This window comes from Pseudonocardia sp. GCM10023141 (genome assembly GCF_042653605.1).
This window is the reverse complement of the sequence record NZ_JBHSIR010000069.1, coordinates 33,500-53,593: the sequence shown is the minus strand read 5'-3', so window position 1 is coordinate 53,593 and position 20,094 is coordinate 33,500. Positions and strand designations below refer to the sequence as shown.

Sequence of the window (20,094 nt, the reverse complement as noted above, 5' to 3'; positions counted from 1 at the left end):
CTGTGATCCGCGCGAGCCGCACCACAGCGACGTCGCGAGGATCGGCACACTGGGTCATGTGCAGACCATCGGCCTCATCGGCGGCATGAGCTGGGAGTCCAGCGCCGAGTACTACCGGCTCGCCAACGAGGCGGTGGCGCGCGAGCTCGGCGGCCTGCACTCGGCGCGGCTGCTCATGACGTCGGTGGACTTCGCCGACATCGAGGAGCTGCAGCGCGACGGCGACTGGGACCGGACCGGCGTCCTGCTCGCCGCCGAGGCGCGCTCGCTGCAGGACGGCGGCGCCGACATGGTGTTGCTGTGCACCAACACCATGCACATCGTGGCGGACGCGGTCGCGGCCGCCGTCGACATCCCGCTGCTGCACATCATCGACGTCACCGCGGCCGCGGTGCTCGCCGCCGGTCACCGGCGCGTGGGGCTGCTGGCCACCGGTTTCACCATGGAGATGCCGTTCTACCGCGACCGGATGGCGGCGCACGGCATCGATGTCGTCGTGCCCGACACCGACGACCGGGCCCTCGTCCACCGCGTCATCTACGACGAGCTGTGCCGCGGCATCGTGCTGGACTCGTCGCGCGCCGCCTACCGCGACGTGATCGGCAGGTTGGTGGCGGCCGGGGTCGAGGGCGTGGTGCTGGGCTGCACCGAGATCGAGCTGCTGATCACGCAGGCCGACAGCGCCGTGCCGGTGTTCCCGACCACCCGGCTGCACGTCGAGGCCGCCGTGGCGCGGGCGCTCGGCTGACAGCGAGCGGGCCCACTCAGCCCACCAGCGCGGAGACCTCCGTGATCACCGACGACCACAGCTCACGGGGCAGGTGGTGGCCCATCCCGGAGTAGGTCCGCAGCCTGGCCCCGGGCACCGCAGCGGCGGTGGCCCGCCCGGCCGCCACCGGGATCAGCGGGTCGGCGGCGCCGTGCACCACCAGCGTCGGCGCCCGTACCCCGCCGAGCGCCGCCACCCGGCTCGGTGACGCACCGACCGCGGCCAGCTGGCGGCGGGTGCCGGTGGCGTCCTGGGCACGCGCGAACGCGCGCCGGGCGTAGGCGCGCAGCCAGTCGTCGTCCTGCGGGTAGCCCGGCGAGCCGATCACGTGCATGGTGCGGACGATCCGCTCGGCAGCCTCGTCGGCCGTGCGGGCCGGGCGGGCGGCCAGCGCGAGCGCCGCCCGGACCGTCGGGCGCCCGATCCGCGGCGACGGTGTGGACATCACCGACGTCAGCGACCGCACCCGACGCGGGTGCTCGATCGCGACCGCCTGCGCGATCATCCCGCCCAGCGACGCGCCGAACACGTGTGCCGACCCCCAGCCCAGCGCGTCCATCACGGCGACCGCATCGCCCGCCATGTCGGAGATCCGGTAGGACGCCACGAGCTGCGGCGCGGCGAGCAGGGCGGGCAGCGGCGGCGCACCGCGACGGGTCAGGTGCGTGGACGCGCCTGCGTCGCGATTGTCGAACCGGGCCGGGCTGAACCCGGCGCGCACGAACGCATCCAGGAACTCGTCGCGCCAGTAGTACATCTGCATGCCGAGGCCCATGATCATCAGCAGCGGCTCGCCGTCGGACGGGCCGTACCGTTCGTAGGCCAGCGTGATGTCGCCGTTGCGGGCCGTCGCGGTGGTGGGTTCGGTCATGCCGCGGCGCGTCCCTCGTCGACGGCCTCGTCCAGCGCATCGGTGGACGTGGCGAGCGCCGTCTCCAGCACCCGCGAGCGCCGGCGCGGGTTCATCAGGTTGCCGCCCATCGCGTAGAGGTCGGCCGGACCCGGCGTCAGCACCGTGACCTGCGTGCCCGTGGCCCGCACGGCCCTGACCTCGGCGTCGAGCCACCGGGTGAGCAGCAGCCGCACCCCGCGCTCGACGCCCGAGATCGGATCGCGCGGATGGTCGTAGGCGTGGCTGGCCAGCGGCGCGAGCACGTACACCTCGTCGAACTGCGGTGCGCCGGGCCGCGCCAGCAGCCCCAGCGACGTGCTGGACGCGATGCCGCCGTCGATGTAGCGCCGCCCGCCGATGACCTGCGGGGTGAACCAGCCCGGGATCGAGCAGGACGCGAGCACCGCCTCCCCCACCGAGGACGGCGGGCCACCCGTGCGGCCGAAGACCGTGCGCTTGCCGGAGTCGTAGTCGACGGCCACCACCCACAGCGGTGAGCCGGGCACCCAGCCGTCCGGGGTGACGCCCAACCGTTCCTGCAGGGCGGCGACCATGCGGATCAGGGAGCTCATCCGGCCGCGCCCGGCGGGCAGCAGCCCGGACGCCGCGACCATCGGGTTGATCGTGCCCGGGTGCACGACGGCGTTGGCCACCAGCCGCGGCGAGCCGATCCACGGCAGCGGGAGCGGCGGCAGGCCGTCGCCGGACTCGCGCTCGATCGTGCGCATGTCGGGCAGGTCCCTGCCGTCGAACTCCGGCGCGATCTCGGCCGGTGGCACGCCCCGCTGGTGGGCGAGCAGCTCGTCGACGGTCATGCCGCAGCGCAGCGCGGCGCCGAACACGCTGCCCGCACTGGTGCCGATCACGAGGTCTAGATCACCCAGCGGCCGCGCCAGCCGCGTCTCCAGTGCCGACAGCGCGCCTGCCATCCAGGCGCCGCCGAGGATGCCCCCGGCGCCGAGTACCAGCCCCACGCGCTTCATGTCGTCTCCCTCGACGTCGTCTGGACCAGCTCCGCGAGTGACTCCCCGATCGAGGCCGCGAGCAGGTCCACGTCATCCATCGCATCGCGGTCGGCGTTGAGCCCGTAGAAGACACCGCCGTTGTACGACGTGATCCCGATCGACACGGCCTGGCCCTTCGCGAGCGGCACCACCGGGAACATGTCGATCATCCGCGCACCCATCGCGAACAGCGGGAACTGCGGGCCCGGCACGTTGGTGACGATCACGTTGAACACGCGCGCCGACAGCGAGCTCGACAGCCGCGCGCCGAGGCTGTGCAGCGTCGGTGGGGTGAGGCCGACCAGGTCCATCAGTGCGCTCGCGCCGATCGCCTGGCCGCTCTGCTTGTGCACAGCCATCGCCGCGGTGATCGACTTCAGCCGTGTGACGGCGTCGGGCTCCCCCACCGGGAGGTCGACGAAGTAGGCCGATACCCGGTTGCCGAGCTCGCCGTCGCTGCCGGGCGCCCGGACGCTCACCGGCACCATCGCCCGCACGGTGCTCGCGGCGAGCACCGGCTCGCCCCGGTCCGACAGCCAGCGCCGCAGACCGCCCGCGACCACCGCGAGCACCACGTCGTTGACCGTGCCGCCGTGCTCCTTGCGGATGGTCTTGTAGTCGTCGAGGTCGCCCGCCGACGTGCCGAAGCGGCGGTGCTGCCCGATCGCGGCGTTGAGCGGGTGGACCGGGGCCGATCGGGACGCGACGCGGGCAGCCGACAGCATCGCGCCGCCGGTCTGCACCGCGGTGCGCAGGTCGGTGACGGTGGTGCGGACGGTGTCGAGCACCGATCGGGGGCGGCGCAGCTGTTCAGCGACGGCAGTGCCCAGCAGCTCCAGCGGCGACGGCTCGGGCGCCGGGGCCCAGGTGTCGGGCGGTGAGCTGCGCGGCTCCGGGGTGACGTCGAGCAGCACGGCGCCGATGTCGATCGAGCTCAGGCCGTCGACCATGGCATGGTGGGTCTTCGTGACGATCGCGACCCTGCCGTCGGCGAGGCCCTCCACCAGGTAGATCTCCCACAGCGGCCGGGAGCGGTCGAGCTGGCGGCTCTGCAGCCTGCCCACCAGCTCGCGCAGCTGCTCGGGGCCGCCCGGGGCGGGCAGCGCCGAGCGCCGCACGTGGTAGGCGAGGTCGAAGTCCGGGTCGTCGACCCAGACCGGCAGGCCCATGCGGGCCGGCACCTCGCGGACCTTCTGCCGGTAGCGGGGCACCGCGGCGAGCCGCTCCCCGATCAGCGTGACGAAGCCGTCGGCGTCGAAGCCCTGCTCGGGAGGGTCGAACGTCATGACGCCGCCCACGTGCATGGCCGTGGTCAGCTCCTCCATGAAGAGGAACGACGAGTCGAGCGGCGACAGCCGGTCAGGCATGGGCAACCTCCGCGTCGAGTAATACCTACTCGACGGTAGCTCAGCTCGGCGGCGCGTGGGGGGATCGGGCCACGAAACGGGCGATGGCCTGCGGATCCGCTGCCGGATGGGTGTGCAGGAACGACGCGTGGACTCCGCCCGCCACGAAACCCTCCGGTTCCCCACCCCGCCAGGCCCAGGCCGCTGAGCTGCCGGAACGCGGGGTGACGGCGCAGCGGTGGAACTCGTGGCCCGACACCCGGGAGCCCGCAGGGAACAGCGCTGAGTCCGTGAGCGCGACGGCGTCGCGGTAGCCGAGCGTGAGCCGCCCGGTCATGGCCGCGCTCGCGGGCAGCACCCCGCACATCGGCGCGCCGTCGAGCTGTTCGCACAGGTAGAGCAGGCCACCGCACTCGGCGTGCACCGGCGCCCCGGACGCCCCCAGCACGCGGACGGCCGCCCGCAGCGGCGCGTTGGCCCCGAGCGCGCCCACGTGTTCCTCGGGGAACCCGCCGGGCAGCACCAGCGCAGCCGTCCCTTCGGGGAGGCGCTCCTCGAGCAGCGGATCGACGGTGACCACCTCGGCACCGGCCGCGGCCAGCACCTCGGCGTGCTCGGCGTAGCCGAACGTGAACGCCGGCCCGCCGAACATCGCGACCACCGGCCGTCCGGGCACCGGCTCGACGTCCGGCGTCCAGGCCGGACCGGCCGGGAGCGGCTCGGCCAGCGCCACCACCGCGTCGAGGTCGACGTGGGCGGTGACGAGCTCGGCCATGGCGTCGACCGCGGCGACCGCCGCCGCCCCGTGCTCGGCGGCGGTGATGAGCCCGAGATGGCGCGACGGCACGGCCAGCGCGTCGCGGCGCGGGAGCGCGCCGAGCACGTCGAGCCCGACCTCGGCGGCGGCCGCACGCAGCACCGACTCGTGCCGCTCGCTGCCGACCTTGTTGAGCACGACGCCTGCGATGCGCACCGTCGGGTCGAACGAACGGAACCCGTGCAGCAGCGCGGCCAGGCTGCGCGACTGCCCGCGACAGTCCACCACCAGCACGACCGGTGCGCCCAGCAGCGTCGCGACCTGCGCGGTCGAGCCGTAGCCGTCGGCGACCCTGCCGTCGAACAGGCCCATGACGCCCTCGACGACGGCCACCTCGGCGCCGGCGGCGCCGTGGCGGGCCAGCGGCGCGATGCGGTCGGCGCCCACCATGACGGGGTCGAGGTTACGGCCGGGCCGACCGGCCGCGAGGGTGTGGTAGCCGGGGTCGACGTAGTCGGGGCCGACCTTGAACGGCGCCACCGCGGTGCCCCGGCGGCGCAGCGCGGCCATCAGGCCGGTGGCGACGGTGGTCTTGCCGCTGCCCGACGCCGGAGCGGCGACGACCAGCGCCCGGGCCGGCTTCAGTGGTCCGCCACGTTCAGTGGCCCAGCACCGGGTGCGGGACGTACGGCTTCTCCAGCGCGGCGATCTCGTCGTCGGTGAGCACGACGTCGACGGCGGCCACGGCGTCCTCGATGTGACCGGGCTTCGTGGCACCGACGACCGGGGCGGTGATCACGTCCTTGTCGAGCATCCACGCCAGCGCCACCTGTGCGGGCGGCAGGCCGCGGGACTCGGCCACGTCACGCACGGCGTCGACGACGGCGAAGTCGGCCGCCGCCGATTCGGGGGTGGCGTACATGCGGTCGGCGATGCCGTCGCTGTTGGCGCGCGTGGTGACCTTGGCGTCGCGGGTGCGGTTGCCGGCCAGCACGCCGCGCGCGAGCGGGCTGTAGGGGATGACGCCGATGCCCTGGTCGGCGCAGAGCGCGTGCATCTCGCGCTCCTCCTCGCGGTAGATCAGGTTGTAGTGGTCCTGCATCGCGACGAACCGCGTCCAGCCGCCCAGGTCGGCGCTGTGCTGGGCCTTCGCGAACTGCCATGCGTACATGCTCGACGCGCCGATGTAGCGGGCCTTGCCGGCGCGCACGACGTCGTGCAGCGCCTCCATCGTCTCCTCGATCGGCGTCTCGGGATCCCAGCGGTGGATCTGGTAGAGGTCCACGTGGTCGGTGCCCAGCCGCGCGAGCGACTTGTCGATGCTCGCCATGATGTGCTTGCGCGAGAGCCCGCGGTCGTTGGGCCCGTCGCCCATGGGCATGAAGACCTTGGTGGCCAGCACGTAGTCGTCGCGGTCGGTGAAGAGCTCGCGCAGCAGCGTGCCGGTGACCTCCTCGCTGGCGCCGAGTGAGTACATGTCGGCGGTGTCGAAGAAGGTGATGCCGGCGTCGACGGCGGCGCGCACCAGCGGCCGGGAGGCGTCGAGGTCGAGCACCCACTCCCGCCACAGCGGCGTGCCGTAGCTCATCATGCCCAGGCAGATCCGCGAGACCTGCAACCCGGTTGCACCCAGCCGCGTGTACTCCACGCCAGCGACCCTACTGACCCACCAGGCCCGCGACCACGCCCCTAACCCCGTCGAGAACGACGTTGCCATGATCGACAGGCCCTTTTGATCATGACAACGTCGTTCTCGACGGTTGCGGGAGGGCGGTGGCGGTGCCGGTTACCTGGATCTGGTCGGAGTCCGCCGTGATGTCGACGAGCAGGCGGCTGGGCCGGCCCATGTCGACACCCTGCAGGATCGTGACGGTCGCGGGCAGCTCCACCAGCCCCAGCGCCCGCAGGTAGCCGCCGAAGGCCGCCGCCGCCGCACCCGTCGCCGGGTCCTCCACCACGCCACCGGGCGGGAACGGGTCGCGGGCGTGGAACGTGGTGGAGCTCTCCGCCCAGACCAGGTGCACGGTGACCCAGTTCCGCTCGGCCATCAGCGCCGCGAGCGCCGGGTAGTCGTAGTCGAGCGCGGCCAGCAGCGCCCGCTCGCGCACGGCGAGCACGAGGTGGTCGTTGCCCGCGAACGCGACGTGGGCGGGGTAGCGCGGGTCGAGATCGGCCGCCTCCCAGCGCAGCGCGGCCAGTGCGGCGTCGAGCTCGGCCGGGTCCGCGGCACGGGTGCGGGTGGGCGGGCTGGTCAGCGTGGCCGTCACGCCGTCGGGTCCGGCGGCGGTCTCCACGACGACGGGGCCGGCGAGCGTGTCGAACCGGCGGCGGCCGGCCCCGTCACGCTCCGCGAGTGCCACGGCCGTCGCGATCGTGGCGTGCCCGCAGAACGCCACCTCGGCCTGCGGGCTGAAGTACCGCACGCGGTAGCCCTCACCCGTCACCTCGACGAAGGCGGTCTCGGAGTAGCCGATCTCGGCCGCGACGGCGAGCCGCTCCGCATCGTCGAGTCCGGCTGCGTCGAGGACGACACCGGCGGGGTTGCCGCCCGCACCCTTGTCGGTGAACGCTGCGTAGCGGAGCACGGACGTGGCGGTTTCGGTCATGAGCCCATGGTTGCGCCGCCACCCCATCATGTCCAACGATGGATCCCGATACCATCCATCGCAAATCGGAATGGGCCGCCATGGACTCCGAACTGCTCCGCACGTTCACCGCGGTCGTCGGCAGCCGCAGCTTCACCGCGGCCGCCCGCGAGCTGGGCTACGTCCAGTCGACGGTGACGGGCCACGTCCACACGCTCGAACGGCAGCTGGGCGCCCGGCTGCTCGACCGGCTGCCCGCGGGCGCCGTCCCCACCGAGGCCGGCCTGCGCCTGCTGCCCTACGCCGAGCAGCTGCTCGACCTGCAGGCGCGCATGCTCGCCGACGTCCCGGCCGGGCCCGGACCCGTCGCCGGACCGGTGCGCCTGCTGGCGCCGGAGTCGCTGTGCGCCTACCGCCTCGCCGCGTTCGTCGCGGGCCTGCGCGCCGAGCTGCCCGAGGTGCGGCTGTCGCTGGGGCCCGGCGGCACCGCCGCCGCGCTCGACGCCGTGCGGCGCGGCTCCGTCGACATCGCGCTCGTACTGGAGCCCGCGCTCACCGCCGCCGACGTGGTGCTCGAGCCGATCGGGGCCGAGGAGCTGCTCCTGCTCGCAGCGCCGACCCTGCTGCCCGCCCGGGAGCTCGCCTGGGCCGACCTGGCCGGGCACGACACGCTGCTGCTAGAGGACGGCTGCAGCTACAGCGACGACGTGGCCAGGCAGCTGCTGGCGGCGGGTCAGCCCGCGGCCCGCCGCACCCGGTTCGGCAGCATCGAGACCGTCAAGCACTGCGTGGCGGCCGGGCTGGGCTGGACGGTGCTACCCGCCGTCACCGTCGGGGCCGAGGTGCGGGCGGGCGCGCTGGAAGTGGTGCCCGGGCCGGCGCTGACCCCCTGCGGCGTCCTGCTCGCCACCCATCCCGGACGGTTGCGCGGTCCCGCGACGGAGCTCGTGCTGGACCGGCTGCACAACCTGTGGTGACGCCGTGGCTGCCGCAGATCACCACTCGATGCCGCGCTGACCCTTCTGCCCGGCGTCCATCGGGTGCTTGATCTTCGTCGTCTGCATCACGAGATCGGCGGCCTCGATCAGCTCCGGTGCGGCGTCGCGCCCGGTGATGATCACGTGCTGGCGCCCTTCGCGGGCCGCGAGCACCTCGACCACCTCGTGGACGTCCACCCAGCCCCACTTCATCGGGTAGGTGAACTCGTCGAGCACGTAGACGTCGTGGGTCTGCGCCTCGATCCGGCGGCGGATCTCCGCCCAGCCCTCGGCGGCGGCCGCGGCGTGGTCCTCGTCGGAACCGGCCTTGCGGCTCCAGGACCAGCCCTCCCCCATCTTGTGCCACTCGACGGGGCCGCCCTCACCGGTGTCGGCGTGCACCTGCCCGAGCGCGCGGAACGCCGTCTCCTCGCCGACCTTCCAGCGCGCCGACTTCACGAACTGGAACACCCCGATCGACCAGCCCTGGCTCCAGCCGCGCAGGGCGAGCCCGAACGCGGCCGTCGACTTGCCCTTCATCTCGCCGGTGTGCACGACGAGCAGCGGGCGGTTGCGGCGCTGGCGGGTGGTGAGCCCGTCGTCCGGAACGCTGGTGACCTGACCCTGCGGCATGGTTGTTCTCCTCGCCCCCGGTTGCAGGAAAGCCACTTTCCCGCAACGTCATGGCAGGAAAGTGGCTTTCCTGCAATCCCGAACTACGCCGCGCGCACCGCGTGCACCACCCCGGCGATGTGGTCGGCCGACAGCTCCCCGACCCCCACCAGCATCCCGCCCGCCGCGATAGCGACCTGCCCGGCCAGCCCCAGCCGCACCGGCCCGCGTTCGCAGTCGACCACCACCGTGGCCACCCCGTCGGCGGCCAGCAGCTCGGCCGCGCGGCATGCGTCGCGCACCGGGTCATTGCCCGGGCGCGCGGCCACCGTGGCCCGCCCGTCGGTGAGCAGCACCAGCAGCGCGCGCCGGCGCGGGTCGCGCAGCCGTTCGACGGCCAGCACCCTGCGCGCCCGCAGCAGCCCGTCGGCGAGCGGGGTGCGACCGCCGGTGCGCAGCCCGGTCAGCCGCGCCTGTGCCGCCGGCACGCTGGAGGTCGGCGGCAGCAGCAGCTCCGCCCCGGCCGCCCGGAACGAGACGAGCCCGACCTTGTCGCGCCGCTCGTAGGCGTCGCGCAGCAACGACAGCACCGCGCCGGTCACGGCCGCCATCCGCGACCGCGCCGCCATCGACCCCGACGCGTCGACGGCGAAGAGCACGAGGTTGCCCTCGCGGCCCTCGCGCACCGCGGCGCGCAGGTCGTCGTGGCGCAGCAGCAGGCGGCCGTCACGGCCCCGGGCGAGCTGGTGCGGGGCGGCCGCAACGATCGAGGCCGGCAGGTGCACGTCCGACGCGCGGCGGGGGGCGGCGTCCGACGCCCGCACCACCCGCCCGGTGTCGGTGCGCGCCCGCGACCGCTTGCCCGGCGCACCTTCGCCCAGCCCCGGTACCTGCAGCAGTCGAGCCTTGAACGGCGTACCGGGCGGCGGCGCGGTCTGCGACGGGCCGTCGCCGGACGGGCGGGGTCGACCCGCGCTGTCCTGGGGACCCGCATCGGGCGGCGGCGCCCCGCCGCCATCCCCGTCGCCCCCGCCATCGGGCGGCTCCGGCGGGTCCTCGGGGTCGGCTGCGTCGCGCAGCGCGTCATCGAGTGCCTGGTCGTCCACGCCCGGCTCGTCGAACGGGTCACGGCGACGGCGGTGCGGCAACGCGAGCCGCGCGGCCACCCGCACGTCCTCCTCGGCAACGGCGTCGGCGCCACGCCACGCGGCATGCGCGACGGCGGCACGCGCGATCACGAGGTCGGCGCGCATCCCGTCGACGTCGAACGCGGCGCACACCGAGGCGATCCGCCGCAGCTCGGCGTCGGGCAGCACCACCGCGGCGACACGCGCCTGGGCGGCGACGATCCGCTCGGCGGTGTCGGCGTCGGCGGCGTGCCACTTCGCCGCGAACCCGGCCGGGTCGGCCTCGAACGCCAGCCGGCGCCGCACCACCTCGACCCGGGTGTCGACGTCGCGCGCGGCCCGCACCTCGACGGCGAGCCCGAAGCGGTCGAGCAGCTGCGGGCGCAGCTCGCCCTCCTCCGGGTTCATCGTGCCGACCAGCAGGAACCGCGCGGCGTGCGAGACCGACACGCCGTCGCGCTCGACGTGGGCGCGGCCCATGGCGGCGGCGTCGAGCAGCAGGTCGACGAGGTGGTCGTGCAGCAGGTTGACCTCGTCGACGTAGAGCACGCCGCGGTGCGCGTCGGCGAGCAGCCCGGGCTGGTAGGCCCGCACGCCCTCGGACAGGGCACGCTCCAGGTCCAGCGAGCCGACGAGCCGGTCCTCGGTGGCACCGACGGGCAGCTCGACGAGCCGCGCCGGGCGGGTCTCGCGCGCCGCCCCGCCGTGCGGGCCGTCCGGGCAGTCGGGGTCGGGCTCGCCGGGATCGCAGCCGAAGCGACAGCCGGGCACCACCGCCAGCGCGGGCAGCAACGCTGCGAGCGCGCGCACGGCCGTCGACTTGGCGGTGCCCTTCTCCCCGCGCACCAGCACGCCGCCGACGCCCGGGTGCACGGCGTTGAGCAGCAGGGCGAGCCGCAGGTCGTCGTGGCCGACGACGGCGGAGAAGGGGAAACCGGGAGTGCTCATCGGGGCGAGCCTGCCAGACCGGAGGTCACGATCGGGAGATCCGCGGCCGCACCGTGATTGATGACATGTTCAAGTGAGGTGGTGTCGAGGTGCTGTTCGACGAGGTCACCGAGCAGGTCGAGCTGCGCGGTCCGTTCCGCGGCGAACGACGTGTCCGGTGCGGCGACGAAGCCCGTTCGCCCGGCCTGCTGCGCGACACGGGCCAGCAGCTCCCGGCGGAACGCGTCGTTCTCGAGCAGGCCGTGCCAGTGCGTCCCCACGACGGCCCCGGCGACGGAGCCCTCGGACCCGATCAGGCCGGGGTCGCCGCTGCGCGTGACGCGGCCGTGGTGGATCTCGTAGCCGCTCACGGCGTGGCCCCAGGCGACGCCGTTCGGGTTGCCGAGGTGCTTCTCGGCGTCGAACTCGACCTCGAGATCCAGCAGGCCCAGCCCGTCGGCGCTGCCGCCCTCCACACCGTGCGGGTCGGCGATCCGGCACCCCAGCATCTGGTAGCCGCCGCAGATGCCGAGCACGGGCCTGCCTGCCTTCGCGTGCTCGACGACTGCGGCCGCTAGCCCGGTGCGGCGCAGCCACGCCAGGTCGTCGACCGTCGACTTGGACCCCGGCAGCACCACCAGGTCCACGTCGTGCAGCCGCGACGGCTCGGTCGCGTAGCGGACGGCGACCCCGGGTTCGCAGGCCAGCGCCTCGGCGTCGGTGGCGTTGGAGATCCGCGGCAGCCGGATCACGGCCACGCGCAGCCACTGCGAGCCCTGCGGCGGGGCGGGGCGCCCGAGCACGCCGTCGGCGACGGCTCCGAGCGAGTCCTCGGCGTCGAGCCACAGCCCGTCGGCCCACGGCACGACCCCGAACGTCGGACGGCCGGTGAGGGCGCGGAGCTGGTCGAGCCCCGGCGCGAGCAGACCGGGATCGCCCCGGAACTTGTTGATCACGAATCCGGCGATGCGGGCCTGGTCGGCCGCGTCGAGCACCGCGACGGTGCCGAACAGGTGGGCCAGCACGCCACCCCGGTCGATGTCGCCGACCACGATCACCGGCAGGTCGGCGGCCTGCGCCAGCCCCATGTTCGCGATGTCGGAGCGGCGCAGGTTGATCTCCGCTGGCGAGCCGGCGCCCTCGCAGACCACGACGTCGTAGCGCTTGCGCAGGTCGGCGAGCGTGTCGCTGACGACGTCGAGCAGTGCGGACTTGCGCTCGTAGTAGGAGCGCGCGCTCACCGTGCCGTCGACGCGGCCGAGCACCACCACCTGCGAGCTGCGGTCGCTGCCCGGTTTGAGCAGCACCGGGTTGAACGCGACGCTGGGTGCGAGCCCGCACGCGTGCGCCTGCATCGCCTGCGCCCGCCCGATCTCGCCGCCGTCGGCCGTCACGACCGAGTTGTTGGACATGTTCTGCGCCTTGAACGGCGCCACCGACACCCCCCGGCGGGCGAGCCACCGGCAGAGCCCCGCCACCAGCGCGCTCTTCCCGGCGTCGGACGTCGTACCCGCCACCAGCAGCGCGCCCCGCAGCTCACCCACGCGCGCCACCGTACGTCGAGAACGACGTTGCCATGATCAGAAGGGCCTGTTGATCACGACAACGTCGTTCTCGACGGTCAGGCGGGGGCGCAGATGCCCGCCGGGGCACCGCCGGTCGCGATGTTGGCCGTCCAGGTGTTGGCCGTGCCTGCCGTCGCGGTGCCGGCACTGAGGTCCTTGCAGTCCAGCACCCCGCTGAGCCCGACGAGGCTGTGGCTGACCAGCACGCCGTTGTTGTCGGCGTCGAGCAGGATCCCGACCGCGGTGCTGGCGCTCACCGTGTTGTCGGTGACGGTGCCCGAGACCTGGCCGGTGAGCCGGATGCCGTTCTGCCGGGCGGTGACGGTGTTGCCGGAGACGACGAAACCGGTGTTGCCGGGGCCGAACTCGTTGCTGATGCGGATCCCGGCCGACGCGCCGCCCTCGATCGTGTTCATCGTGGCCTCGGCCCCGATCGTGTTCCCCGCGAGGAAGATCGCGTTGCCCACGACCGGAGGTGAAGCGCCGGGCGGGCCGCGCCGCACGGTGTTGCGGTTGATCGTCGGCGCGTCGGCGTTCATGACCACCGCGAACGTCGAGTCGTCGATGCTGGAGTTGAGGTCGATGCGCAGCTTCGACGAGGGTCGGGCGGGATCACCCGCCGTGTTCACCGCGGCCGAGGTGTGGCCGCGGAAACTGTTCTCGATGATCAGCAGGTCGTTGCCGGGGCCGCAGCACACGAGCACGCCGGCGCCCCCGGCACCGCCAGTGCGGTTGTTCGCGACGAACCGGTTGTGGCTGATGCGGCTCGGGACGGCGCCGTCGGAGCTCAGCGCCACCCCGTTGGAGGTGTCGGTGATGATGTTGTCGGCGATCGTGAAGCCACTTCCACCGCCGGAGGCGTCGACGCCGGCCGCGGCGACCGCGTCGGTGCCCGCATCCCGGATCGTGAAGCCGTCCACCGTGACACCCGAGACCCCAGCGGCGATCCGCACACCAGGCCCGCCACCAGCGTCGATGACGGATTCGGCGGCGGCGGCCGTGCGACCGGCACGCGCGTCGCGGCCCGCCATGGCCCCCCTCAGCGTGATCGGCCGCGTCACCTCGACGGTGCCGGGGTAGGTCCCGGCGCAGACGTTGATCGTCGCGCCCGACGGTGCGGCGGCGACGGCGGCGATCACCGTCGGGTAGGCGGGAGCCGGGCAGCCAGGGCCGGGCGCACCGGCGACGATGGGTGCGGGAGCGGCCGTCGCCGCGGCTGCCGGAAGTGCTCCGGCGGCGCCGAGTGCCAGTACCGCGCAGGTCACGAGCGCGCCGCGGCGCAGGAACGCCCGTCGCGATCCGGAGCCGGAGGCTCCCGACATCCCCTCACCTCCGGGATCCGCTGCACCCGCCCCGCGATCATGACGACTCACCGTCGCGCAGCAGCGACCCGCTGTGAGGGAATGCCACCGGGACGGGTGACACCCGGTTGCGGACGCCCACCTGCGCCGCTACTGGACGGATGCGCCTACCGTGGGTGCGTGCGGTTCCTGTTGCGCCCGGGCTGGCTGGTGTTCGTCGCCGTTGTCGTGGCGTTCGCGATCGCCTGCTACACGCTGCTCGCGCCGTGGCAGTTCGGCCGCGAGGCCGAGCGCGACGCCCAGCAGCACGCCATCGACGTCTCCTACGCCACAGCGCCGGTTCCGCTGGCCACCCTCTCCCCCGCCGGCAGCGGCGTGACGCCCGGGATCGAGTGGCGCCAGGTCACCGTCACGGGCACCTACCTCCCCGACGCCGAGGCGCTGGTGCGGCTGCGGGTGATCGACGGCAAGCCCGCGTTCGAGGCGCTCACGCCCTTCCGCACCGACGACGGGCGGCTGATCACCGTCGACCGCGGCTACGTCACCGCTCCCAGCGGCACCGTCATCCCGCCGTTCGCCGCCGCACCCACCGGGCCGGTCACGCTCACCGCGCGCCTGCGCGTCGACGAGCTCGACGCCGACAACCGTCCGGTGTTCACCGCCGACGGCCACCGGCAGCTCTACTCCGCCGACTCCCGCACGCTCGCCGCGTCCGCCCGGCTGGCGCTGGAGCCCGGTTACCTGCAGCTGGCGGCCGACCAGCCCGGCGTGCTCGGGCCGCTGGCCGTCACGCCCGCGACGGGGGCCGGTGCGGCGCCGTTCACCAACTTCTCCTACGCGCTGCAGTGGCTCACGTTCGGCGCCATCGCGCTGTTCGCCATGGCCTACTTCGTGCGGCTGGAGCTGCTGCAGCGCCGCGGCCGGGCCACCACCCGCTCCGACGTGCGCCGCGCGCTGGCAGGCGACGACGACGAGCCGGCGCCTGCACCCGGCCCCGCCACGCCCGCGGGCGAGACTCCCCTGTCGGACCGCTACGGCCGGTAGGCCGATGTCGGGTCGTTCTGGCTGACGGGCGAGCGCTCGGGGCGTTGTGGGTGTGGGCCGGGCGGTGGGATGGGCTGCCTCATGGAACCTTGTGGCTCGGCAGCCAGGCGGTCTACCGCCACAGGGAACCATGTGGCTACCCAGCCGGCTGCAAGGACAAGGACCAGCTGCAACCCGCCACAATCGCGAGGAACCGGCGGCTCTGCCGCACGGCACGCCACCCAGTACCCGGCGAGCGCCCGGTGAATACCCGCCGATTCAGTCGTCGTGCCACGTGGGCAAGACCAGCGTGGTGTTCATGCGGCGCAGCTCGTCGCGATGCAGTGCGCTGAGCGTGCCGAGTATCCGGTTGCCCTCCCCGGTGAGCACGACCCGCACCACCCGGGCGTCCTCGGCGTGCGCGGCGCGCTCCACCAGTCCCTGGCGCTGCGCGCGGGTGACGAGCTCGACCACGCTGTGGTGGCGCAGCTGCAGCCGCTCGGCCAGCTCGCCGACCGTGGCCCACTCGCGCTCGGGGAAGCCCTTGAGTGCCAGCAGCAGCTGGTAGTGCTGCGGGGTGAGGCCGTGCTCGCGGACGGTCTCCTCGCTGAAGCGCAGGTAGCGCCGGATCCCGAACCGGAACCGGGCGAGCGCCTCGAAATCCTGCTTGGTGAGCGGCTCCGGCCCCGCGTCACCCTGGTGTACCGCCACCCGTCCATGACACCACGGCTGCGACGGCCGCGGGGCCTGGCACTCCATTAATATCGTGTTACGATACAAATATGCTGAACGACGACGAGCGAGAGGCACTGCGCCGTGTCGAACACGACGTGATCGCCGACGACCCCGCATTCGCCCGTTCCTTCGAGGCTCGCCTCGCCCGGCTGGCCCGGGTACATCGCCGACGAGGGCTCAGCGTCGCGATCGCGGTCTCGGTGGCATTCGTACTCGGCACGCTGGCGCTGGTCTCCGGATCGGCGACGGGCGCGCTCGCCATCATGGTCATCACCGCGTTGATCTGGTTCGCCTGGCACCACACCGGTGCCGGGACGTCCTGAGCGGCCACCGTGCCGCCGCCCGATCCGCGGGCCGTCGTCGTCGGCGTCGACGGGTCCGGCTCCGCTGACGACGCTGTCTGCTGGGCCGCCGCCGAGGCCGCTGCCCGTCGGTGCCCGCTGCACCTCGTGCACGCGCAGCGACCGCCGCTGCTCATCGATCCCTACGGTGTCGCCCTGCCGGTCGACGGCGTGCTGGGACACCGGACGGCGGCCGCGGCCGCGCTGCGAGACGCCCGGTCGCTGGCGCGTGACGTCGCGTCGGAGATCACGGTGTCGACCCGGCTGAGCTCGGGACCGCCCACCCGTGCACTGCTGCAGGCCACGCAGCACGCCCAACTTCTCGTGATCGGCGGCTTCGCCCGGTCGAGCCTGTACGACCGACTGGCGAGGTCGGTGTCGAGCCGCACGGTCACGCAGGCCCGGTGCCCGGTCGCGGTCATTCGTCGAGACACCCGGCGGCCCGGACGCGGCGGGGGCCCGCGGGTGGTCGTCGGCGTCGGCCGTGGCGCGTCCGGAGCGCGGACGATCGAGTTCGCGTTCCGCGCGGCCCGCCAGCGCGGGGTGCCGCTCGTGGCCGTCCACGCGTGGACCCCCGATCTCCCGGCGGATCTCGAGGCCGTGTCCGGATCCGCGGCCGCCGCGGCCGACGAGGGGCGGGCCGCCCTCGAGCAGGCGCTCGCGAGCTGGCAGGCCCGGTTCGGCGACGTCGCCGTCAGCCTCGCGCTCCGGCACGCCGATCCGGCACACGCGGTGATCGGGGAGTCGGCCGGCGCCGCACTGCTCGTCGTCGGAGCCCGCGAACGGCGGGGCCTGCGCCGGACGCTGCTCGGGTCCGTCAGCCGCACGGTCCTGCAGCAGGCCGGTTGCCCGGTGGTGATCGTGCAGAACGGCCACGGGACGGCGCCGGGCCCCACCCCGGCCGCGCGGCACGGCGCCGGGCCGTGATGGGCTTCTGACGTGCACACCGACCCCGCGTGGATCGTTCAGGCCGCCGCCCCGTTCGTGTGGTGGGGCGCGGTGCTCGCGATCTCCTTCCTCGAGGCCCCGCTGAAGTTCCGGGCGCCCGGCATCACCCGCGAGCTGGGTCTGGGCATCGGCAGGCTCGTGTTCCGCGCCCTCAACATCGCCGAGGTCGTGCTCGCCGCGGCGCTCACCGTCGCCGTGCTCGCCGGCCCCCCGGGCACCCCGACGCTCGCCACCACCACGCTGCTCGCGCTCTGGGTGCTGCTGGTCGTCCAGCTGGCCATCCTCCGCCCGCGGCTCACGCGGCGCACGCGGGCCCTGCTGGCGGGCGCGGTATCGCCACCGTCTCGACTGCACCTGGCCTACATCGCGCTGGAGGGCGTCAAGGCCGTGCTGCTGCCCGTGCTCGGGATCGCGCTGCTGGCTCGCGGGTGATCAGGTGCGGCGCACCCGGTCCAGCGCGCGCTCTGCCTCGGCGACGAGCACGCCCACCAGCTCCGCCGCCGGTTCCGTGCCGGTGATCAGGTCGATGGCCTCGCTCGCCCACACCGGCAGCACGTCGAGGTCCCCGCGCGCGACGCCGTCCCGGAACGCCCGCCGCGCGTCGGCGTCGCGCTCGAGCTCGTCCTCCCGCCCGTCCCAGCGCTCCCAGAACGCGTTGCGCAACGTCCGCGCCGGGTAGCGCGCCGGCCAGCCGGCGTCGGCGGCCACGTCCAGGACACGGCTGCGCCCGGTGTCGCCGCCGCGGCCGTCGATGATCGCCTTGAGCGCCTCGGGCGGGGAGAGTGCCTCGGGCGTCACCTGGAACCGCGTGCCGACCAGCGCCCCCGCGGCACCCAGCGCGAGCGCGGCGGCCAGGCCCCGGCCGTCGGCGATGCCGCCGGCCGCGAGCACGGGCGTCGCACCGGCGATGTCGACGACGGCGGGGACGAACGGCAGCGTGGCCCGTGCGCTCCCCGGCCCACCCGTGTGACCGCCGGCCTCGCTCCCCTGCGCGATCACGACGTCGGCTCCGGCATCGAGTGCCTGCTTGGCCCCGTCGAGGTCGGCGACCTGCACGATCAGCGTGACGTCCGCGGCCCGGACCCGCGAGGCGAACGGCGTCGGGTCACCGAAGGACAGCACCAGCGCGGCCGGGCGCCGCTCCAGCACCCACGCGACCGTCGCCTCGTCGACGGCCCAGGTGAGCAGCCCGACGCCCCACGGCAGCGCCGTGCGCTCGGTGACCAGCGCGCACTCGCGCTCCAGCACCTCGCGCCGGCCGCGACCGCCGCCGATCAGGCCCAGCCCGCCACCGTTGGAGACCGCGGCCGTCAGCGCCCCGCCTGCGCAGTCGCCCATGGGCGCCAGCGCAACCGGGTGCCGGACCGCCATCAGCTCGGTGAAGCTCGTCGTCAGTGCCATGGCGCCATCCTCGCCGTCGGGCCGGGTCACCGGAATAGGCCCTCGAGCGATTTAGTTGAATGCTCAGCAAGTTGGGCCGTACCGGAGGAGATGCAACGCCATGCAGTTCGGGATCTTCACCGTCGGGGACGTCGCCACCGACCCGACCACCGGCCGCACGCCGTCCGAGCACGAGCGGATCGCGGCCATGGTGACGCTCGCAACCCGCGCGGAGGAGGTGGGCCTGGACGTCTTCGCGATGGGAGAGCACCACAACCCGCCGTTCATCCCGTCCTCGCCGACGACGATCCTCGGCTACATCGCGGCACGCACCACGAAGCTGCTCCTGTCGACCTCCACCACGTTGATCACCACCAACGACCCCGTCAAGATCGCCGAGGACTACGCGACCCTGCAGCACCTCTCCGACGGCCGCGTGGACCTGATGATGGGCCGCGGCAACACCGGCCCCGTCTACCCGTGGTTCGGCAAGGACATCCGCGACGGCATCGAGCTCGCTGTCGAGAACTACGCGCTGCTGCACCGGCTCTGGCGCGAGGACGTGGTCGACTGGCAGGGCGAGCACCGCACGCCGCTGCAGGGCTTCACCGCGACGCCGCGCCCGCTCGACGGCGTGCCGCCGTTCGTCTGGCACGGCTCGATCCGCAGCCCCGAGATCGCCGAGCAGGCGGCGTACTACGGCGACGGCTTCTTCGCCAACAACATCTTCTGGCCCGCGTCGCACACGGCGAAGCTGATCGGGCTCTACCGCAGGCGGTTCGAGCACTACGGGCACGGCAGTGCCGATCAGGCGATCGTCGGGCTCGGCGGCCAGGTGTTCATGCGCCGCAACTCCCAGGACGCGATCCGGGAGTTCCGGCCGCACTTCGCGGCGTCGCCGATCTACGGCGGCGGCCCGTCGCTGGAGGAGACGATGCGCGAGACCCCGCTCGTGGTCGGCAGCCCGCAGCAGGTGATCGACCGGACGCTGCAGTTCCGCGAGGACTTCGGCGACTACCAGCGCCAGCTGATCAACGTCGACGGCCTCGGCCTGCCACTGGACGTCGCGCTCGAGCAGCTCGACATGCTCGGCTCCGAGGTGATCCCGGTGCTGCGCAAGGAGTTCGACGCGCTGCGTCCCGCGCACGTCCCCGAGGCACCGACGCACGCGTCGCTGGTGGCGGCGGCCACCGTGGGGGCGGGGCGATGACCACGCGGCACCTCGTGGTCATCTCGGCGGGCCTGCGGCAGCCGTCGTCCACGAGGCTGCTCGCCGACCGGCTCGCGGCGGCGACGCAGGACTCGCTGCCCGGGCTCGACGTCCGGCACGTGGAGCTGCGCGAGATCGGCCACGACCTGGTCAACGCGATGGTCACCGGCTTCCCTGCGGCGGGGCTGCGCGAGGTGACCGACGCCGTGGCGGCAGCCGATGGCCTCGTCGCCGTGACGCCGACGCTCAACGGCTCCTACAGCGGGCTGTTCAAGTCGTTCTTCGACGTGCTCGACGAGGGCACGCTGGCCGGCGTCCCGGTGCTCATCGGGGCGACCGGCGGAACGGCCCGGCATTCGCTCGTCCTGGAGCACGCGCTGCGCCCGCTGTTCACCTACCTGCGCGGGGTCGTCGTCTCGACCTCGGTGTACGCCGCCACCGAGGACTGGGGCACCGAGAGTGGGCTGCCCGCCCGGATCGAGCGTGCCGCCGGAGAGCTCGCGGCGCAGCTGCGGCTGCGCGAACCCCGGGTCGTCGTGGACGCGCTCGACGACGTCACACCGTTCGCGCAGCTGCTCGCCCCCTGACCCGACCG

General features: G+C 73.8%; 20 protein-coding genes. 8 read left to right on the top strand and 12 right to left on the bottom strand.

The window, feature by feature from the left end; genetic code table 11:
* Positions 1–58 precede the first annotated feature (58 nt).
* Positions 59–748 carry an aspartate/glutamate racemase family protein gene (locus ACFPFQ_RS41145; protein ID WP_379628693.1) on the top strand — a complete coding sequence of 230 codons (690 nt, stop codon included), beginning with the start codon at positions 59–61 and terminating at the stop codon, positions 746–748.
* 16 nt (positions 749–764) lie between these two features.
* On the opposite strand, the gene ACFPFQ_RS41140 is transcribed toward ACFPFQ_RS41145, so the two are convergent.
* From ACFPFQ_RS41140 to ACFPFQ_RS41115, 6 genes are all read right to left on the bottom strand, one after another.
* A complete protein-coding gene (locus ACFPFQ_RS41140; RefSeq protein WP_379628692.1) occupies positions 765–1,640 on the bottom strand; it encodes an alpha/beta fold hydrolase in 876 nt (291 codons plus the stop codon).
* Positions 1,637–2,644, bottom strand: coding sequence for a patatin-like phospholipase family protein (locus ACFPFQ_RS41135; RefSeq protein ID WP_379628691.1), 1,008 nt, complete (start codon positions 2,642–2,644; stop codon positions 1,637–1,639). Before ACFPFQ_RS41135 ends, ACFPFQ_RS41140 begins: the two co-directional genes overlap by 4 nt.
* On the bottom strand, positions 2,641–4,032 hold the full coding sequence (locus ACFPFQ_RS41130) for a WS/DGAT/MGAT family O-acyltransferase (RefSeq protein ID WP_379628690.1): 1,392 nt from the start codon (positions 4,030–4,032) through the stop codon (positions 2,641–2,643). The genes ACFPFQ_RS41135 and ACFPFQ_RS41130 overlap by 4 nt, the downstream gene beginning before the upstream one ends.
* Positions 4,033–4,072: 40 nt before the next feature.
* Entirely contained in the window at positions 4,073–5,395 is a 1,323-nt protein-coding gene (locus ACFPFQ_RS41125) for a cobyrinate a,c-diamide synthase (RefSeq protein ID WP_379628702.1), read from the bottom strand.
* A gap of 31 nt (positions 5,396–5,426) precedes the next feature.
* Complete coding sequence (locus ACFPFQ_RS41120) at positions 5,427–6,416, bottom strand: aldo/keto reductase (RefSeq protein ID WP_379628689.1); 990 nt, start codon at positions 6,414–6,416, stop codon at positions 5,427–5,429.
* Positions 6,417–6,504: 88 nt separating this feature from the next.
* Positions 6,505–7,374 (bottom strand): PhzF family phenazine biosynthesis protein, encoded by an 870-nt coding sequence (locus ACFPFQ_RS41115; protein WP_379628688.1) that lies wholly within the window; start codon positions 7,372–7,374, stop codon positions 6,505–6,507.
* A 38-nt stretch (positions 7,375–7,412) separates the two neighbouring features.
* Here ACFPFQ_RS41115 and ACFPFQ_RS41110 point away from each other — a divergent pair, with 38 nt between their 5' ends.
* Entirely contained in the window at positions 7,413–8,330 is a 918-nt protein-coding gene (locus ACFPFQ_RS41110; protein ID WP_379628687.1) for a LysR family transcriptional regulator, read from the top strand.
* A gap of 18 nt (positions 8,331–8,348) precedes the next feature.
* Here the strand turns inward: ACFPFQ_RS41110 and cobO are convergent, their stop codons facing one another.
* From cobO to ACFPFQ_RS41090, 4 genes are all read right to left on the bottom strand, one after another.
* Positions 8,349–8,963, bottom strand: a complete 615-nt coding sequence (gene cobO / locus ACFPFQ_RS41105) for a cob(I)yrinic acid a,c-diamide adenosyltransferase (protein ID WP_379628686.1) — start codon at positions 8,961–8,963, stop codon at positions 8,349–8,351.
* A gap of 83 nt (positions 8,964–9,046) precedes the next feature.
* On the bottom strand, positions 9,047–11,017 hold the full coding sequence (locus ACFPFQ_RS41100) for a putative cobaltochelatase (RefSeq protein WP_379628685.1): 1,971 nt from the start codon (positions 11,015–11,017) through the stop codon (positions 9,047–9,049).
* A complete protein-coding gene (locus ACFPFQ_RS41095) occupies positions 11,014–12,531 on the bottom strand; it encodes a cobyric acid synthase (RefSeq protein WP_379628701.1) in 1,518 nt (505 codons plus the stop codon). Before ACFPFQ_RS41095 ends, ACFPFQ_RS41100 begins: the two co-directional genes overlap by 4 nt.
* Before the next feature lie 86 nt (positions 12,532–12,617).
* Entirely contained in the window at positions 12,618–13,883 is a 1,266-nt protein-coding gene (locus ACFPFQ_RS41090) for a right-handed parallel beta-helix repeat-containing protein (RefSeq protein WP_379628684.1), read from the bottom strand.
* A gap of 159 nt (positions 13,884–14,042) precedes the next feature.
* Between ACFPFQ_RS41090 and ACFPFQ_RS41085 the strand changes: the two genes are divergently transcribed.
* Positions 14,043–14,906: an SURF1 family protein gene (locus ACFPFQ_RS41085; protein WP_379628683.1), complete on the top strand. Its 864-nt coding sequence runs from the start codon at positions 14,043–14,045 to the stop codon at positions 14,904–14,906.
* 258 nt (positions 14,907–15,164) lie between these two features.
* Here the strand turns inward: ACFPFQ_RS41085 and ACFPFQ_RS41080 are convergent, their stop codons facing one another.
* Positions 15,165–15,596, bottom strand: a complete 432-nt coding sequence (locus ACFPFQ_RS41080) for a MarR family winged helix-turn-helix transcriptional regulator (protein WP_379628682.1) — start codon at positions 15,594–15,596, stop codon at positions 15,165–15,167.
* Positions 15,597–15,667: 71 nt separating this feature from the next.
* Between ACFPFQ_RS41080 and ACFPFQ_RS41075 the strand changes: the two genes are divergently transcribed.
* The 3 genes from ACFPFQ_RS41075 to ACFPFQ_RS41065 are packed head-to-tail and all read left to right on the top strand — an operon-like array spanning position 15,668 to position 17,341.
* Positions 15,668–15,943 (top strand): DUF3040 domain-containing protein, encoded by a 276-nt coding sequence (locus ACFPFQ_RS41075; protein WP_379628681.1) that lies wholly within the window; start codon positions 15,668–15,670, stop codon positions 15,941–15,943.
* A gap of 9 nt (positions 15,944–15,952) precedes the next feature.
* Positions 15,953–16,888, top strand: coding sequence for a universal stress protein (locus ACFPFQ_RS41070; protein ID WP_379628680.1), 936 nt, complete (start codon positions 15,953–15,955; stop codon positions 16,886–16,888).
* 12 nt (positions 16,889–16,900) lie between these two features.
* The gene (locus tag ACFPFQ_RS41065; protein ID WP_379628679.1) at positions 16,901–17,341 is read left to right on the top strand and encodes a hypothetical protein; all 441 of its coding nucleotides are present in this window, start codon (positions 16,901–16,903) and stop codon (positions 17,339–17,341) included.
* Here ACFPFQ_RS41065 and ACFPFQ_RS41060 read toward each other — a convergent pair whose 3' ends face one another.
* Positions 17,342–18,310: an NAD(P)H-dependent flavin oxidoreductase gene (locus ACFPFQ_RS41060; RefSeq protein ID WP_379628678.1), complete on the bottom strand. Its 969-nt coding sequence runs from the start codon at positions 18,308–18,310 to the stop codon at positions 17,342–17,344. It lies immediately after the preceding gene.
* A 100-nt stretch (positions 18,311–18,410) separates the two neighbouring features.
* Between ACFPFQ_RS41060 and ACFPFQ_RS41055 the strand changes: the two genes are divergently transcribed.
* Complete coding sequence (locus ACFPFQ_RS41055) at positions 18,411–19,499, top strand: LLM class flavin-dependent oxidoreductase (protein ID WP_379628677.1); 1,089 nt, start codon at positions 18,411–18,413, stop codon at positions 19,497–19,499.
* Positions 19,496–20,086, top strand: coding sequence for an FMN reductase (locus tag ACFPFQ_RS41050; protein ID WP_379628676.1), 591 nt, complete (start codon positions 19,496–19,498; stop codon positions 20,084–20,086). Before ACFPFQ_RS41055 ends, ACFPFQ_RS41050 begins: the two co-directional genes overlap by 4 nt.
* Positions 20,087–20,094: the final 8 nt, after the last annotated feature.